This is a genomic window from Mesorhizobium sp. M5C.F.Ca.IN.020.29.1.1, from assembly GCF_003997375.1.
Classification (GTDB): Bacteria; Pseudomonadota; Alphaproteobacteria; order Rhizobiales; family Rhizobiaceae; genus Mesorhizobium; species Mesorhizobium wenxiniae.
On sequence record NZ_RZSW01000084.1, the window covers coordinates 1 to 15,958 of the forward strand.

Below are 15,958 nucleotides of genomic sequence, written 5' to 3' on the forward strand. Positions count from 1 at the left end.
CATCCGCTCTACATCCTGTTTTCTTCCGGAACGACCGGCATTCCCAAATGCATCGTCCATTCGGCCGGCGGAACGCTGATCCAGCATGTCAAGGAAGAACGGCTCCACGCCGGCCTGCTCGACGGCGACCGCTTCTTTTATTTCACCACTTGCGGCTGGATGATGTGGAACTGGCTGGTGTCCGGCCTGGCGTCGGGCGCAACCCTTCTGCTTTATGACGGGTCGCCCTTCTATCCCGACGGCAACGTGCTGTTCGACTTCGCCGACGCCGAGAAGATGACCTATTTCGGTACCTCGGCCAAATTCATCGATTCCGTGCGCAAGGCCGGCCTCAGACCGATCAAAACGCATGATCTTTCGAGCGTGCGCACGATCTCCTCCACCGGCTCGCCACTGTCGCCCGAGGACTTCCGCTTCGTCTATGACGGCATCAAGAAGGACGTGCATCTCGCCTCGATTTCCGGCGGCACCGATATCGTCTCCTGCTTCGTGCTCGGCGTACCGACCGAACCGGTATGGACCGGAGAGATACAGGGGCCTGGCCTCGGCCTCGCCGTCGATGTCTGGGACGACGACGGCCACACGCTCAGGCAGGAAAAGGGTGAGCTCGTCTGCACCAAGGCGTTTCCGGCGATGCCGATCGGCTTCTGGAACGATCCCGAAGGCAAGAAATACCACGCAGCCTATTTCGAGCGCTTCGACAATGTCTGGTGCCACGGGGACTTCGCCGAATGGACCGCTCATGGCGGCCTGATCATCCATGGCCGCTCCGACGCGACGCTCAACCCGGGCGGGGTGCGGATCGGCACGGCGGAGATCTACAACCAGGTCGAGCAGATGCCGGAAATCTTGGAAGCACTGTGCATCGGCCAGGATTTCGACAACGACGTGCGGGTTGTGCTGTTCGTGCGGCTGGCTGAGGGGATGCAACTCGACGCGGAGCTGGAAAAACGCATCCGCGCGAAAATCCGCAGCGGCGCGAGCCCCCGCCACGTGCCGGCTAAAATCGTCGCGGTCGCCGACATTCCACGCACCAAATCGGGCAAGATCACCGAGCTTGCGGTGCGCGACGTGGTGCATGGCCGCGCCGTCAAGAACAAGGAGGCGCTGGCCAATCCCGAAGCGCTCGAGCTGTTCCGCGCCCTGCCGGAACTGGCCGACTGAGCAAACAGGCCGGCGGTGCCATGCGACTTAATAGGCCCGGCCGAGCATGGTTAACGAAATATCTCGCTCGAATTTACCTAGAATTCATGAGTGGTACACATTGGTAAATTTTTCGCGGAGCCGGTAAGGTTTTGTTAAGGGCCGGCATCGATAGTCGTGCGTAACTTGAGGGAGAGATCCCGTTCCTCTCCAGAGGATCTGAATTCGCTCAAGCCCCGTGTAACAGCAATCCAATCATTCAAGGCGTCCTGTGGACGCCTTTTCTTTTGGAGCATCGGACCCAAAAGTGGGGACCGGTTTTGGGAAAATCCGATGCTCAAACAAAAAAGATAGAGCATCGGACCCAAAAGTGGGGACCGGTTTTGGGAAATCCGATGCTCAAACAAAAAGATAGAGACACGGACGACTGACAGTCCGCCGCTCTAATCCGCGAGCACGCGGGTCGACGGGAAAGCGACTTCGACCAGGGTGCCCTCTCCGGGCGTCGAGTTGATGGTGAACCGGGCCCGGTTCGCCTCGACCATGGCCTTGGTCAGCGGCAGCCCGAGACCCGTACCGTCGCCGCGCCCGCGCTTCAGCGCGTTGATCTGCTTGAACGGCTTGAGCGCCTGCTCGATCTCGGACTGGCTCATGCCGATACCGGTGTCGCGCACGCGCATGACCACGTCGCCGGAGATCTCGTAAGCTGTCGATACGATCACCTGGCCGCCGGCCTGCGTATAGCGAATGGCATTCGACAGGATGTTCAGTGCGATCTGGCGCACGCTGCGCAGATCGGCCACCACTTCCGGCAGCCGAGAGGCGAAGCTGGAGCGGATGATGACACGTTCGCGGTTGGCTTGCGGCTGCATCATCGCCACCGTCTCGGACAGCGTGTCGTTAAGCGACACCGCCTCATATGCCATCTCCTGCTGGCCGGCCTCGATTTTCGAAATGTCGAGCAGATCGTTGACCAAGTCGAGCACATGATTACCCGACCGGTTAATGTCGCGTAGATAGTCGCGGTAACGGTCATTGGCGACCGGCCCGAATTTCTCGTCGACCATCAGCTCGGAAAACCCGATGATAGCATTGAGCGGCGTGCGGATCTCGTGGCTGATGCGGGCGAGGAAGTCGGTCTTTTGCGAGGAGGCGCGCTCGGCCACGGCGCGTGCCTGGGTCAGATCCTCTTCGGCCCGCTTCCATTGGGTGATGTCGCGCACCACCGCGCAGAAGCCGCTATCGTTGGGCAGGCTGCCGATGGTCATGAACAGCGGAATGAAGCGCCCCTGCGCCTCGCGTCCAATCACCTCGCGGCCGTCGTTGAGCACGCTCGCCACGCCGGGCTCGGACAATCCGTCGAGATAGTCTCGCGCGGCGCGCTGGCTTTCGATCGCGAACAGCGAGACGAAGGGCTTGCCGCTCACCTGGTCGCTGTCGAAACCGAAAAGCGCTTCGGCCGGGCGGCTGATCGAGCGGATCGTTCCGTCTCGGCTGATCAGCACGACGCCGTCGGTCGCGGTGTCGATGATGGTGCGCATCTCGGCGATGCGTGCCTTGAGCTCGGAAGTGTCCGGCTGCGTCTGGTCGTCGGCGGTACTATGCAGAATGGCTGCTGCCTCGTCGTCGCCGGAACGGCGCACGACCAGCATCAGCGCCTTGCCGCCACGCCACGGAACCGAACGCAGAATGGCCTCGATCGGGAACTCCTGACCGTCATGCGTCTTCAACCGGAGCGCGTGATCGGTTCCGTCGGAGGCGCTGTCGTCGTAAGGATCGGCAAACAGCGCGCCGAGGCCACCGGCATCCTCCAGATCGTCGAGCGTGTCATAGCCGGTCAGGCTGAGGAATTCCTCATTCGCATAGTGGAGATCGTCGCCGGAATGGATGAGCAGCGGCACCGGCAGTTTGCCGAGGATCGAAGTGTCCGGAGCCTTGCTGCCATCTGCGGTCGAAAAAGCCGATGGCACGAACCCTTCGAGCTTGAGCGGCGGCACCTGCAGGCGCGGCCGCTCAATCGGCGCCGCCTCCACGTCGCCGACATCGCCGATGTGATCGGTTGACGAACGGGTTTCGTCGTCACCGGACGGCGCCCAATCCTCGCTGTCTTCTGCATCACGGAAATCGGCGTCCGTCATGCTGTCGTCGTCTTCGGCGGCGGTCGATCGACTGCCCGTGTCGGTGGGTTCGACTACCTCTTGCGTCGCCTTGTCCGGCTCCGAAACCGGGGCGCCGTCGCTATTGTCGGCGACATAGTCCCGGTCGGCGTAGTCGAGCAGCGAGCCTGAGATGCCGGACACGGTTGCTTCCCGCTGCTCGGCGTCGAGCCTCGCGACATCCTTCTCGTCTTCGACATCGGTTTCGGACGGTTCCGCCGCAGCCGGTTCTGCCGACATTGCAGCATCGGGCTGTTCAGTTGGGGGATTGTCCTTCTTGAGCCGCTCGCCGATTTCACGGAATGCACTGCGTTCCAGCGTCGACAGGCCTTTGTCGTTGGCCGGCTGCCTGTGCTCCGCCAACCGGATCACCTTGTCGGCAAAGCGCCGCTCCGGCTTCGGCACGATGGTCAGCGCCGGCACCTCGCCCTGGAACGGGTCGGTTTCGTCAGGCGTTTCGGCGACTTCCGGCTGGAAGGCTGCGGGAACCCCGGCATTAGGGACAAGCGCCATACCGATCGCTTCCGGATCAACCACTGTATCGCCGGTGCGGGCAACGCCGAAGCCGCGAAAACCTTCGAAGGCACGGCTTCGGCCGTAGACGGGCAGCGCCGCCAGGTCGACGGGAATCTTGAAATCGGTGCCGGCAACCGGCCACAGCACCGAGCGGCCGGACCAGGTGTCGCGACGGTCGAGCAGGCCGGCGATCTCGCCGGACGCATCGAGGTCGAAGGTGGCCGCGACGTCCCTGAAACGCCGGCCGATCACATCGGCGGCAGGCTTGCCGACGAGTTCTGCGAATTCCGGCGACAGCGCACTGAACCTGCCTTCGGCGTCGGTGCGCCAGACGAAACGCAGGGGCGGCGCCGCGCGGTCGATCGAGGGGATGGCACGCTCAGTCGGGTAGCCGGCCCCGATGGCATCCTGTCCGGAACTTTCGGCCGAAGCATCCGCCTCGACATGTCCGGACGCATCCGGTCGGCCCGGCTTTTGCGCCTCATCCTCGCTGGCGCTGAAATACCAATGGTCATGCTGTGGAGGCATTCCGCCGGCCGCTTCCGGACCCTGCTCGGTCGAATCGGGCGCGGTTGAATCAGGTCTGGTCGAATCAGATCTGGTTGAATCTGGCCCGGTCGAATCGGGAACGTCGTGCTCCGCCGACACCGAAATGTCTCCGCCGGCTGCCGGGACGGTCTGCGCTGCCACATCCAACTTCGCGACTGTTGCGGGCGTTTTGTCCTTTTCTGCTTTTGGCGGGACTGCGGCGTCGGACGCCGCCGCACCGATAGCGGTTTCTCCTCCCGCGCTGCGCTCGCCAGCAGAGCCTGCTTCGGAGTCAAGCCGGTTCTCGTCGATCACCACCAGCAGGTGCCGCTCGTCCGTCAGCCGGGCGAGGCCGGCCGGATAGGAAGTGGTGCCGCCTGGAACGAGGCGTTTGACGATGCGATCGTTCTCGTTCGCCACATCGGTCACAAGCGCTGCCAGCGTTTCGGGCAAGATGCCGAGCGCCGAAAAACCGTCGGAAGCGGCCTCGATGTTGCCCTTGGCATCGACGAAGGCGATGAAATGACCGTCTTCGGTAAAGCCGCTGATGGCCTGAGCGGCGATCTCGGCGCTGCGCGAGCCGGTCTGTGCCGCCGGCACCGCCAGCATGATCGCTTTTTCGCCGTCAGGCATTGTCACCGCGCTGGCCAGAAAGCCAACCGCGCGGCTGGTCAGGCCGGTAGCCAGCCGCACCGTGATGGCGCGGTCGCGACCGATCTGTGGAAAGCCGCTTGTCGCCATGATCTGGCGTCTGGCGATCAGCGGCAAGCCTGTCGAGGCGCCGATGATGGCCTCGATGTCGGGGTAGCCGAACACCGCTGCGCCTGGTCCGTTGGCCCAGATCACCTGTTCGAGGTCTGCCGACAGAAGGGCGATCGCGTCGCCGGCGGCAAAGCGCTGGCGGACCGCGTCGAGCACGGCGACGTCGAGGAAGGAGTAGTTTTCGGACGGCATGCGCTTTGGGAATCCTCACAGAGCGGCAGTTTGCGGTTAACGCTTTGTTAATAAAAGCCGACGGCGCGAAGGTCCACAAGCCATAGCGTGCAACCGCCGGAATCTCTGGGCTCGTGGTTAACGTTGGGAGCGAAATTCTATGGTGCGCTGCAACAAAGATATTGCAACGCACAAAATTTACCTTTATATTGCCATCATACATGAACGAGACGGCTTTCTGTCGAAGCCGCTGCCGCTGCAAAGGATGGAAAATGTCCAGGACCAGGACCGCTGAAAATGTCGAATTCCCTAGCTTCGACGCTTCCAAAGCCACCGACCAGATCCGCGCTTTCGCGGAAAAGGGCGTCGAGCAGTCGAAAGAGGCCTATGCCAAGCTGAAGACCGGCGCCGAAGAGACCCAGAAGGCTCTGGAGTCGACCTTTGAGACCGCCAAGACCGTTTCCAACGACCTGTCGCTCAAGACCATCGCCGCTCTGCGCGCCAATACCGAAGCCGGCCTTTCGCATTTCGAAGCGCTGATCGGCGCCAAGTCGCTGTCGGAGGTCGTCGAACTGCAGACCGCATTCCTGCGTAAGCGCGTCGAGATGACCGTCGAGCAGGCAAAGGAGTTCCAGACCGTCGCCTCCAAGGCGGCCGAGGACGTCTCCAAGCCGATCAAGACCGCCTTCGAGAAGGCGATGAGCGAAATCAAGGCCGCCTAATATTTGCGCATATTTCGAAGATGCAACAAAAGGTCGCATTTCTTCGAACAGGATTATGTGCGATATAGTGGTCAAGCGAATACCCGGCGGGTGGAACCTCCTCCCTCTGCTCTCCGGGGTGACCAGCCAGCACCTCCTCCCGCTGGCTCGTAACAGGAAAAGGCCGGCACCTCCTCCCGCCGGCCTTTTTCTTTGCCCGGCGAAATACGATGTCGATGCCGGAGCACTCTTTGCCGACAGCGCCGCGCTTCCTGGTGCGCAAAGGACGCTGTAGAACTTTGGATTTTGCGCATGATCCTTTCCGAAAATCGATTCTGATTTTCGGGGCCATGCGCGGCCAAAAGCCTTGAATTAAACTCCGATAGCCCGTATTGACGCATCGCCGAACGACAGAGCGGGTCCCGGAGAATGAACGTTCCACCCACTCCCGCTCAGGCAAACGTGCCGTTGTAGCTCAGATGGTTAGAGCGCCGGATTGTGGATCCGGAGGTCGCTGGTTCGATCCCAGCCAACGGTACCACTACTGTCCCCAATAAATTCAACCTGCTGGCGGATGGGGTAGGGGCCGCCACGCCTCGACGGAGCCATCGTCGGAAAATGGCTGACCCGTTGCGGGGCATTCTACACAGCGGAATTACCGCCACGTACTTCGTTTGCATGTTTCGATTCCATTAGCTTGAGCGCATGGATTCGCCAGCCAGGCGACGACTCCCCAGTGCTCGCTGGTCAGGCCCAGCGGCCTCTAGCTGCCAGTCCCCCCACGCAACCAAGCCGCTGGGCCGTCCCGCCGGAGCGAAGCGCGTTGTCTCGCACATTAGCAACCTTCGGAACTGCCGGGCGCTATGCCGCGTTAATCTTCTGAATCGGAAGAGAACTGTGCACAAAAAAGACTATAGAACGAACAGAGCGGACTATGCGATTGCCGCGAAGCATGGCGGAGCGACTCCTAATGGCGATGAGTTGCCGGCGAGAACAAAGAAATCGCTGTTGGTAAGGGATCGGCGATCCGCCAAATTGGCCGCTAATCCGTCGAAAAGCGCGCTAGACCCGAACCCGAAAACGCGCGGTTAGCGCGTCCGGGCGCTGGCCGCGCACTTCGGCACGGCGGGCGTCTGTCCGAAGAGTTCGTGTCAGTCGTAGACCTTCACAATCTTGCGGGTGGATGGGTCGACCAGGACGGTTCGGCCATCTACGACGACGTAGCGGTATTGAACGTCCGGCACCTCGTAAAGCTCGACTGTATCGGGCAGAGCTGTGCCGATGTTGAGCTCCACGCCGAGAAGGCTGATGGATGCCATCGGTTTCTTTTTCACGTATTCCCGAATCACAGTATCCTGCTCGGGTTGAATGATGACGTCCTGAGCGGCGGCGGCGCTGACGCCAACGAGAAGAAGGATGCCTGCCGCGGCCGAGGAAAGTTGCTTTCTCATATTACCTCCACGCAAACTCCGCTATGGCGCTTCATTGCTGCCGCGACGGATTGCTTAGCTTGAACGGTGTGGAGCAATTCTTGTTCCACTGGCAGTGCGCGAATCCGCTTACACAAACGCGCGCCCGCTCAAGGCGGCAAGCCATCCTGACAGGTATTTCGGGAACGATTGTCGAGACAGGGCAGGCAGGCACCGGGGTAACATAATGGCAAAAAAGCCAATCAACGGCTGCACTCGGATTGTGGATCCGGAGGTAGGCGGCCGCGCTGCCTATGTGTCAGCCGCTATCGTCGCCTGCAACCATTGTGTGATGGCATCGAAAGCGATCGGTTTGGTCGTGTCGACGTCAAACAGCGGTCCGCGCCGCAGCGGCTCGGCGCGCTTGGCCAGTTCTATCAGTTCGGGGATGTAGGCCGCTCCCGGATGGCCGGCGGGACGCTGGTCGAGCCGTGCGCGATAGCGCTCGGCAAGAACTTCGCCGGGAGCATGACACCAGATTTCGGCGGTCTGCTCGACGCCGGCCCTTCGCAGGTGATCCTCGAGCACCTGGCGCGGCTGGAAGCCGAACCAGGCGTCGACGACAAATATGGTGCCAGCCGGAGCCTCGCCGACGACCGACCAGATGGCTTGGTAACTGGCGCGGCCGAGCGTCCGGTTGAATTCGCGATCACCGCCGCCGAGCACTTCGAGGAACGGGTTCTTGATGGTATCGAGCGCGAGCAATGGCCAACCCATGCGCTCGGCGATGCCGCGCGAGACGGTGCTTTTGCCGCTGGCGGGGATGCCGTTAACGAGCACGGCGCGCCGGCTGGGCACGGCGCGCCTGGCGGGCACAGCACGCCGGCCGGGGTTGAGCCGGGCAGATGGCAAGGACACGGGCGCGACTGCCGCCTTCGTCGCGAGCGCTTGCAGACCGGCGCCGATGACGCCTGCGTCGTCGCCCAGTTGCGCCGATTCCACCGGGCATTGGTACCACGGAGCCAAGGCGGGAGCCCTGGCAAGCGCCCGGTGGGCCGCCAGGCCGAGTCCGCCGCCGAGCAGGACCAGGTCAGGGGCGAACATGGCCACGGTCGTATCGATTGCCGCACGCAGCGGCCCGGCCCAGGCTTCCAGTATGCCGCGCGCCAGCGCGTCGCCGCCCGCATCCCGGCCAAAAAGCTGATCGACCGAAACATCCGGACCGAGGCCTGCCCGCGCGATGTGACGGCCAAGCGCTGTGCCTGAGCTGGTGGTTTCAACGCAGCCGCGCCGGCCGCAGACGCACGCTTCGCCTGATATGTCGACGGTGATGTGGCCGAGCTGCCCCGCCGTCCCCTTGCCGCGGACGATCCGCCGGTCTTGGACCACGGCACCGCCAATGCCGGTCCCGATCGTGAACATGACGATGCTTTCATGGCCTCTGGCGGCACCGAGAGCCATTTCCGCGATCAGTGCCATGTTGCAATCATTGTCGATCACCACGGGCTTGGCCGCCAGGCTTTCCAGTCGTTGCGCCAGGGAGATCGAGGCGAGGTTGACATAGCCTCCGGACAAGACCGCGCCAAGCTGCGCATCGACGCGTCCGGGGACGCCGATGCCGATGGCCGCAACTTCGGGGGAGTCGAGCCGGCGCACCATTTCGGCGATCCGGGAGAGCACAAGCTCCGGGTCCGGCGCGCTTTTCTCGGAAATGCGGTCGAGGATTTCGCCCGTGCCGGAAATACGGGCGGCGCGCAGATTGGTGCCGCCGATATCGATTCCTATGGCCATCGAACTAGAGCCTGTTCCATTTCGACTAGATCGAAATGGGGCTCTATCTTGCTGTTTGACCATGATCTTCTCCGAAAACCGGTCCCCACTTTTCGGGATCATGGCTAGAGGCATGACCGTCCCGTGCGTGCCTGGTGTGAACGTCGGATAGCTACAGCGCCGCGCTTCCTGGTGCGCAAAGGACGCTGTAGTATTTTGATTTGCGCATGATCCATTCCGAAAATCGATTACGATTTTTGCTTTAGCTGACCTTCGGTTCGGGGTCGTGCGCTAAGCGGCTTTCTGCCTGTAGTTTCCGATCACCGCCTGAAGCTCGCGCAATCTCGACACCGCGATGGTCTTAAGCCTTTCCCGCTGAATGTCACGGTCAAGCGAGATGCAGTCCTTCCACAGCGACCGGCCGGCGATGACGCCTGACGCGCCGTTCCTCATCGCGATCTCGACCTGGCACAGGAAGGTTGCGTGGTTGACGCCGGCAGAGAGGACCGCCCATGGCACCTCGCCAGCCATGCTGCTGATCCTGGCGCAGGCTTCCGGCGTTCCGGGATAAGGAAGCTTGAGCACCTTCGCCCCGCATTCCAGCGAAATCCGGGTCCCCTCTTCGACAAGCCAGGGGATCTTGGCTGCATAATCTTCAAGGCTTTCCCCTTCGACCTGATAGGTCAGGAACTCGACGACGAGCAGGAGGTCCTCTTGCGCGAAGTCGTCGATGCATTGGCGCAGAATGGCGACATTGTGGCCATTCGCCTCAGGCCTATCAGCCCTGAGATAGACCATGATCTTGCCGCCGGTGCCGCCGAGCTCCCGGACGCGGCGCGCGCCGAGGCCGGGAACGAGGCGCGACAAGCGGTAGCCGGCGGGCGACACGTCGAAGCCCGAGGCATCGAGGCCGATGAGCAGGGCCGTATCGCGGCTCAGCACCCCTTCATCGACAACTCGCGGCAATGCGCAAAGCGGGTCGAGCAGCACGCAGGATGCCTGGCTGGCGAGGTATCGCGTGATGTCCGACTTGGTGTCGCCGAGCATGTCGTTGGTGATCTTGGCCTGTTCTGCAGGGTCCGCCGCAAGCAAGGTCCGCATGCCGCCGCGCTGGTCACAGGCGATGGCCATGATGGCCCCGTCTTGGCCGCATATCTGCTGGTAGCCGCGCAACTCTGCGGTCGTCATCTTTGTCATGGTCTTCTGTCCGATGTTGGCGCCCGTTCAGCAGGGCGCAGATCCGTGGAACAAGAAAGGCTTAGTTTTTACCTGCCCGTCGACAGGAGGTTTGCCGCTTTGGTGCGCTATCGAACCGAGAAAATTGGCCTTAGCCCGCTATTCGTCGTGAAAACGAGCCCACGTTGCGAGTCAGCCGAATTTGCGCGATAACTCCCATCGGTTGCCGGTCTGTAACACATTGCTGAAAGGAATTGCAACTGCCTGTCCCCCCCGCACAAGATGCAGCCGCATCGCGGACGATGCTGCATACGGTCGCCAAACTGCACTACGAGGCTGAGATGTCGCAGGTCGATATCGCGCGGCGGCTTGGTGTCTCAACCGCGACCATATCGCGCCTCCTGCAGCGGGCGAGAGCAGAGGGCATTGTGAGGATCGAGGTTCTCGACCTTGCAACCCCCGAAGGCATCACCACGCAACTGATCGAGGGACTCGGACTTCGCGACGCGGCGGTCATCGAAACGCCGGCAGCCGGTGCGCTGACGGCCCTCGCTGCGCCGCTCGGCGCCTTGATCAAGCAAGCGGAGCTGACGGCCGGCTCGGTGGTCGCCATTGGCTGGGGGCGAGCCATTCGCGAGGTGATCCAGGCAGGCCTGCCGCGCATTCCCGGCGTTCTGACCGTCGCTGCCACCGGCGGTATGCAGCAGCAGGCGCCGCATTTTCAGATCAACGAGTTTGTGCGGCTCGCCGCCGAAGAGTTCGGCGGGACGCCGCATTTCATTCATGCGCCCTATCTGCCGTCCTCCGAATTGCGTGAGGTCTTCCTCGGCGATGCGACCATCCGCGACAGCGTCGCGCTTTGGGACCGGACCGACGTTGCGATCGTCGGTATCGGCCTGCCCCATGCCATCAACCCGCCTGAGGCGAGCGCGGCCACGCTGAGCGAACAGGCCCTGTTTCATGCGGCTGGAGACGTCATTCGCCATTATTTCGACGCCGAAGGTAACCTTATCCCGTGGGAAGGGGAGAGCCGGATGATCGCGATGTCGCCGGCCCAGCTTCGAGCCGTCTCCCTGGTGATCGGCGTTGCCGCCTCGCCGGAGAAGGCGACGGCCATCATCGGTGCCGTCCGCGCCAGGCTGATCAACGCTCTGGTAACGGACACGAAGACGGCCCAGGCCATCCTCGAGGCCCTCTTGCCCCGATAGTTGCGGGCAAGCCGATGCGTGACCTCGGCACCCCTGATCGATCCAAACTGATTGACACCAACGCGGCCCGCGAGCCCGCCGCCGCGAAATCATCAGTTGTGTCGCCAAAGAGTTGGGGCAATAGTCTGCGTGAGGGCCCGGCGGGGCTGACAGATGGTGACCGGTTTGAAAGCGTTTCGATCCCGGAAATACCCAGTTGCAATTTCTTTCAGCAAAGTGTTACAACCTTGCGGCTAGGCACGCATGCGCGTCGAGCGGCGCTGTTCCCTGCATCTTGCGGAGGCCAGGAATGGGACTGCGCATCAGGCCGGTCGGTTTCGACTGGCTGATCTAACGACTGGGGGACGCTCGGGAGGAAAGCTGCCCATAACAGCAAGCAGGCGAACCTGTCTCCCGCCGCCAGCACTTCACATAGCCGGAACGAATTGACAGCCATTCCAATGTCGATCGCAACGGCAAATCTGCCCACACATGAGGAGGATGTTAATGAAGAAGATTGTTGCCGCCCTGGCGGCTCTCGCCATCTGCGCAACGGCGCTGATCACGCCCGCTTTGGCGCAGGACAAGAAGTTCACCGTTGCGCTCATTCCGGGTCTCACCACCGACGGCTTCTACATCACCATGCGCAAGGGAGCCCAGGCGGCAGCCGATGCCCTTGGTGTGACCCTGGTTTTCCAGGGCGCCCCGGATTTCAACCCGGTAACGCAAGTCCCCGTGCTTGACGCGGTTATCGCCAAGAAGCCTGACGCGATCCTGATCGCGCCGACCGACAAGGTGCAATTGGTCGAGCCGCTGCGCAAGGCCAATGATGCCGGCATTCGGGTGATCACTGTGGACACTTTCATTGGCAGCGGCGTCTACCAGACCGGCGCCGGCGAGGCGGATTTCCCACTGTCCTATATTGCCTCGGACAACATTCTGGGCGGCGAGATCGCCGCGCGGGCATTGGCCAAGGCCATAGGCGACAAGGGCAAGGTTTACGTTTCGAACGTCAAGCCTGGCATTTCGACCACCGACCAGCGTGAGGAGGGCTTCAAGAAGGAGATGGCGGCCAACCATCCCGGCATCACCGTGCTCGAGACCCAGTTCAACGACAACGACGCCAACAAGGCCGCCTCGCAACTGCAGGCTGTGTTCGCGCGAAATCCCGATCTCGTTGGCGTGTTCGGCGCAAATCTGTTCTCGGCGCTCGGCGCGGCCAATGGCGTCCAGCAGGCCGGGCAGACCGGCACCGTCAAGGTCGTGGCGTTCGACGCGCCGACCAGCATTGTCGACAACATCAACACTGGCCTTGTCGACGTAGCGATTGCTCAGCATCCCGCGGAAATCGGCTATTTCGGCGTCGTGTCGGCCTATGCCCATCTGACCGGCCAGTCGATCCCGGTTGCGATCGGCACCGGCTTTACGATCATGGACAAGGCCAATATCGCCGACCCCAACATCTCGAAGTACCTCTATTCCGAATAAGTCCAGCCCGTCTCCTTCCGGCCTGCCGGAAGGAGACCTGCGCCGGGTCTCTTTGGCCCTGTTTGACGGAGGCCGCGCTGCGGATCGGAACCATTCATGACTTCAACATCACCAACCGAAACGCATGTCGCTCCTCAGGCGGATCACGGTGACCCGGCCAGGAGCTGGCTCGCACGCATCGCCGAGGGACGCGCCTGGCTGTTCCTCGCCGGCCTGATCATCTGTTTCGAGGTTTGGTCGAGGCTCTCCTTCGGCGCGACCTTCGTGCTCAACCCATTCAACGTGCAGTCCATTGCGATATTTGCCGTGGCGCCGTTGCTGCTGGCGACCGGGCAGACCTTCGTCATCATTTCGGGAGGCATCGACCTCTCCTTGGGCTTCATCATGGGTCTCGCGGCCGTCGTCGCGGCCCACGCCACGAATATGGCTGGCGTCGCCATGCCGGTGCCTCTGGCCATGATGTTGGGCATTCTGGCGGCCGTGCTTGTCGCCGGCGTGCCTGGCCTAATCAACGGCTTGCTGATCTCGCGCCTCAGAATTCCACCCTTCATCGGCACGCTTGGCATGTTCGGCGTGGCGCGCGGCGCTGCATTCCTGCTGGCCGGCGGCACGACAGTGCCGGTCCAGAATTCCTGGTTCGCGCTGCTTGGCAACGGCAGGCTCTACGGTGTCCCCTATCTCGTCATCATCGCCGCCGTCTTCGTCGTCGTGATGCACTACATCCTGAGCCAGACCCGGTTCGGCCAGCACAACTACGCTATCGGCGCCAATGTGCAGGCGGCACGTCGCGCCGGTATCGACATCAGGGGCCACATCCTGCGCCTCTACGTGCTTTCGGCGATGTGCGCCGGCCTCGGGGGCGCGCTCTATGCAGCGCGCTTCACCGCGGGCGCCGCCCAGGCCGGCGAACCCTTGCTGCTCGACAGCGTCGCAGCCGTGGTGATCGGCGGCGCCAGCCTGTTCGGTGGCTCCGGCACCATCTTCGGGACGGTTGCCGGCGCCCTGGTGATCGCGGTCATTCAATACGGGCTGGTTTTCGTCAATGTCGAGCCGTTCTGGCAGTTCATCGCCGTCGGCCTCGTCATCATTATCTCCGTCCTAATCGACCAGGCGCAGCGCCGGTTCAGTGGAGCTCGCCAGGATGAATAGTTCCGAACAAACCACCCCTCTTCTCGAAGTCCGACACCTTTCCAAGCATTTCGGTGCGGTGCAGGCGCTGAATGATTTCTCCATGGCCGTGCGGCCGGGTGAAGTGGTGGCGCTGGCGGGCGACAACGGCGCCGGCAAGACGACGCTGATCAAGGCGATATCGGGCGTCTTTCAGCCGACCGGCGGTGAAATTCTGCTGAGGGGGCAGCCGGTCACGTTCACGACGCCTCAGGAGGCGCGCGAAAAAGGCATCGAGACCATTTACCAGGATCTCGCTCTCGCCGACAATTTGTCCATTGGCGCCAATATCTTTCTCGGCCGTGAACCCATGCGCAAGGCCTTCGGTTTCCTGCCGGTGCTCGATCGCAAGGCCATGGCCGTCGCCGCCAAGCAGACCATGGGACGGCTGGACTTCCATGTCAGCCGGCTCGACGCCCCGGTCAGCAATTTCTCCGGCGGTCAACGGCAGGCTGTAGCCATCGGCCGGGCCGTCTATTGGGACGCGCAGATCCTGATCATGGACGAACCGACCGCGGCCCTCGGCGTACCGGAGCAGCGCAAGGTCATTTCGCTCATCCACCAACTCAAGGCACAAGGGCGGGGCGTGATCTTCATCTCGCACAATCTGCAGGATATTTTCGCCGTTTCCGACCGCATCGTCGTGCTGCGCCGCGGCGTTCAGGCTGGCGAGCGCAAGATCTCGGAAACCAACCATGACGAAGTCGTCAAGCTCATGGTTGGCGGATAAGCCGAACTTTTCGGTTATTTGAAACAGCTCACTTGCCGAGGAAATCAGCCTCCCGGGCCGCCAGCCGGCAACTCTTTGGCGAGAAGCGACCCGCGGCAAGATCGCCGGCATAGGCTATCGCGCCTAGCTGCTCAGCACCTCGAAGCGCTCGGTCGATTCCCGGTGAAGTATGCCCGCACCCGATGATGATGATACGCCATCCAGATGCGCTCGGCGCAGCGGGAACAAGCAGGATGGCGAGCAGAGTCGACATTGCCTGAGGATGTCACTATATAGCGGCGGCTTTGGCCGCGTGCCCTAGGAGTGCGCAGCGAATGGCGCCGCAACGTGCCACGTATTGTGACACCTATTGTCATACAAATTGACTGGAATACCAGAAAAAAGCAAGTAGAAACAATGGTGCGATCCGGGACATGATCCCAGCCAACGGTGCCAGTCTCCTCAAGGAAATAGAATCGCCTCAACAATTAGAATGTGCTCCTTGAACCTTCGATTCACGTCAGCTCTGTGGAGGTTGGGCAAGATCGGCTTGCCGGACGGCGACGACTCGGTTGGAATGGGATCGTGCATCTTTTCGGGGATACCGGCGTTTATGATTACCAACCGGCGCAGCCGCCAGGGAACAGCAGCATGAGCGAACACGCGATCGAGTTCTTGCAAGGGTGGATCGGCGAAAAGGTCCACTGCCAGCCCTCGCTGGACAGGATCGAGGAGCAGGCCGAGACCCTCGCCAGGGAATGCGCCGCCAAGGCGGCTGAAGCCGGCATACCGCTGGAGGATATCCAGGAAGAGGTCGGCGACATTCAGGAGCTTATAGCGTCGAAGCTGGAAGAGGCGGCTGAGGCCGACCAGGACGAAAAGAACTCGGACAAGCCTGCCGAGTGACATGCCGACCCGGCGAAAGGCATCTATTACCAGGCTCAACCATTTCCAAGACCTGTGCGACGTGTGACACGCCCCAGTCCTACTTTCCCTGGCTTGCCCCGAAGTTGCCCTTGAGCCATGCCTTCGGCAGCGCCGGCACGAAATTGCCGTCGCGCCCGGTCATGTCTTC

The 15,958-nt window shown here is 62.1% G+C and carries 11 protein-coding genes and 1 tRNA gene; 8 read left to right on the forward strand and 4 right to left on the reverse strand.

Annotated elements, in window-relative coordinates:
- On the forward strand, positions 1-1,164 hold a 1,164-nt coding region (locus tag EOA85_RS09750; protein WP_127209255.1), incomplete at its 5' end, for an acetoacetate--CoA ligase.
- Positions 1,165-1,586: 422 nt separating this feature from the next.
- On the opposite strand, the gene EOA85_RS09755 is transcribed toward EOA85_RS09750, so the two are convergent.
- On the reverse strand, positions 1,587-5,297 hold the full coding sequence (locus EOA85_RS09755; protein WP_127209256.1) for a PAS domain S-box protein: 3,711 nt from the start codon (positions 5,295-5,297) through the stop codon (positions 1,587-1,589).
- Between the two features lie 251 nt (positions 5,298-5,548).
- Between EOA85_RS09755 and EOA85_RS09760 the strand changes: the two genes are divergently transcribed.
- On the forward strand, positions 5,549-5,998 hold the full coding sequence (locus EOA85_RS09760) for a phasin (protein ID WP_127209257.1): 450 nt from the start codon (positions 5,549-5,551) through the stop codon (positions 5,996-5,998).
- A 443-nt stretch (positions 5,999-6,441) separates the two neighbouring features.
- Positions 6,442-6,518: transfer RNA gene (locus EOA85_RS09765), tRNA-His, on the forward strand.
- A gap of 610 nt (positions 6,519-7,128) precedes the next feature.
- On the opposite strand, the gene EOA85_RS09775 is transcribed toward EOA85_RS09765, so the two are convergent.
- The 3 genes from EOA85_RS09775 to EOA85_RS09785 all read right to left on the reverse strand — a co-directional run bounded on the left by EOA85_RS09775 (position 7,129) and on the right by EOA85_RS09785 (position 10,353).
- Positions 7,129-7,428: a DUF1236 domain-containing protein gene (locus EOA85_RS09775; protein ID WP_065010784.1), complete on the reverse strand. Its 300-nt coding sequence runs from the start codon at positions 7,426-7,428 to the stop codon at positions 7,129-7,131.
- Positions 7,429-7,698: 270 nt separating this feature from the next.
- A complete protein-coding gene (locus tag EOA85_RS09780) occupies positions 7,699-9,177 on the reverse strand; it encodes an ROK family protein (RefSeq protein ID WP_127209258.1) in 1,479 nt (492 codons plus the stop codon).
- 270 nt (positions 9,178-9,447) lie between these two features.
- Positions 9,448-10,353, reverse strand: a complete 906-nt coding sequence (locus EOA85_RS09785; protein WP_127209259.1) for a tagatose-bisphosphate aldolase — start codon at positions 10,351-10,353, stop codon at positions 9,448-9,450.
- A gap of 281 nt (positions 10,354-10,634) precedes the next feature.
- On the opposite strand from EOA85_RS09785, the gene EOA85_RS09790 reads away from it, so the two are divergent.
- From EOA85_RS09790 to EOA85_RS09810, 5 genes are all read left to right on the forward strand, one after another.
- On the forward strand, positions 10,635-11,540 hold the full coding sequence (locus EOA85_RS09790; RefSeq protein ID WP_127209260.1) for a sugar-binding domain-containing protein: 906 nt from the start codon (positions 10,635-10,637) through the stop codon (positions 11,538-11,540).
- Positions 11,541-12,026: 486 nt separating this feature from the next.
- The gene (locus tag EOA85_RS09795; protein ID WP_127209261.1) at positions 12,027-13,007 is read left to right on the forward strand and encodes an ABC transporter substrate-binding protein; all 981 of its coding nucleotides are present in this window, start codon (positions 12,027-12,029) and stop codon (positions 13,005-13,007) included.
- Positions 13,008-13,103: 96 nt separating this feature from the next.
- Positions 13,104-14,156: a ribose ABC transporter gene (locus tag EOA85_RS09800; RefSeq protein WP_095519016.1), complete on the forward strand. Its 1,053-nt coding sequence runs from the start codon at positions 13,104-13,106 to the stop codon at positions 14,154-14,156.
- Positions 14,149-14,904, forward strand: a complete 756-nt coding sequence (locus EOA85_RS09805; protein WP_127209262.1) for an ATP-binding cassette domain-containing protein — start codon at positions 14,149-14,151, stop codon at positions 14,902-14,904. The genes EOA85_RS09800 and EOA85_RS09805 overlap by 8 nt, the downstream gene beginning before the upstream one ends.
- 630 nt (positions 14,905-15,534) lie before the next feature.
- The gene (locus tag EOA85_RS09810; protein WP_095519374.1) at positions 15,535-15,789 is read left to right on the forward strand and encodes a DUF768 domain-containing protein; all 255 of its coding nucleotides are present in this window, start codon (positions 15,535-15,537) and stop codon (positions 15,787-15,789) included.
- Positions 15,790-15,958: the final 169 nt, after the last annotated feature.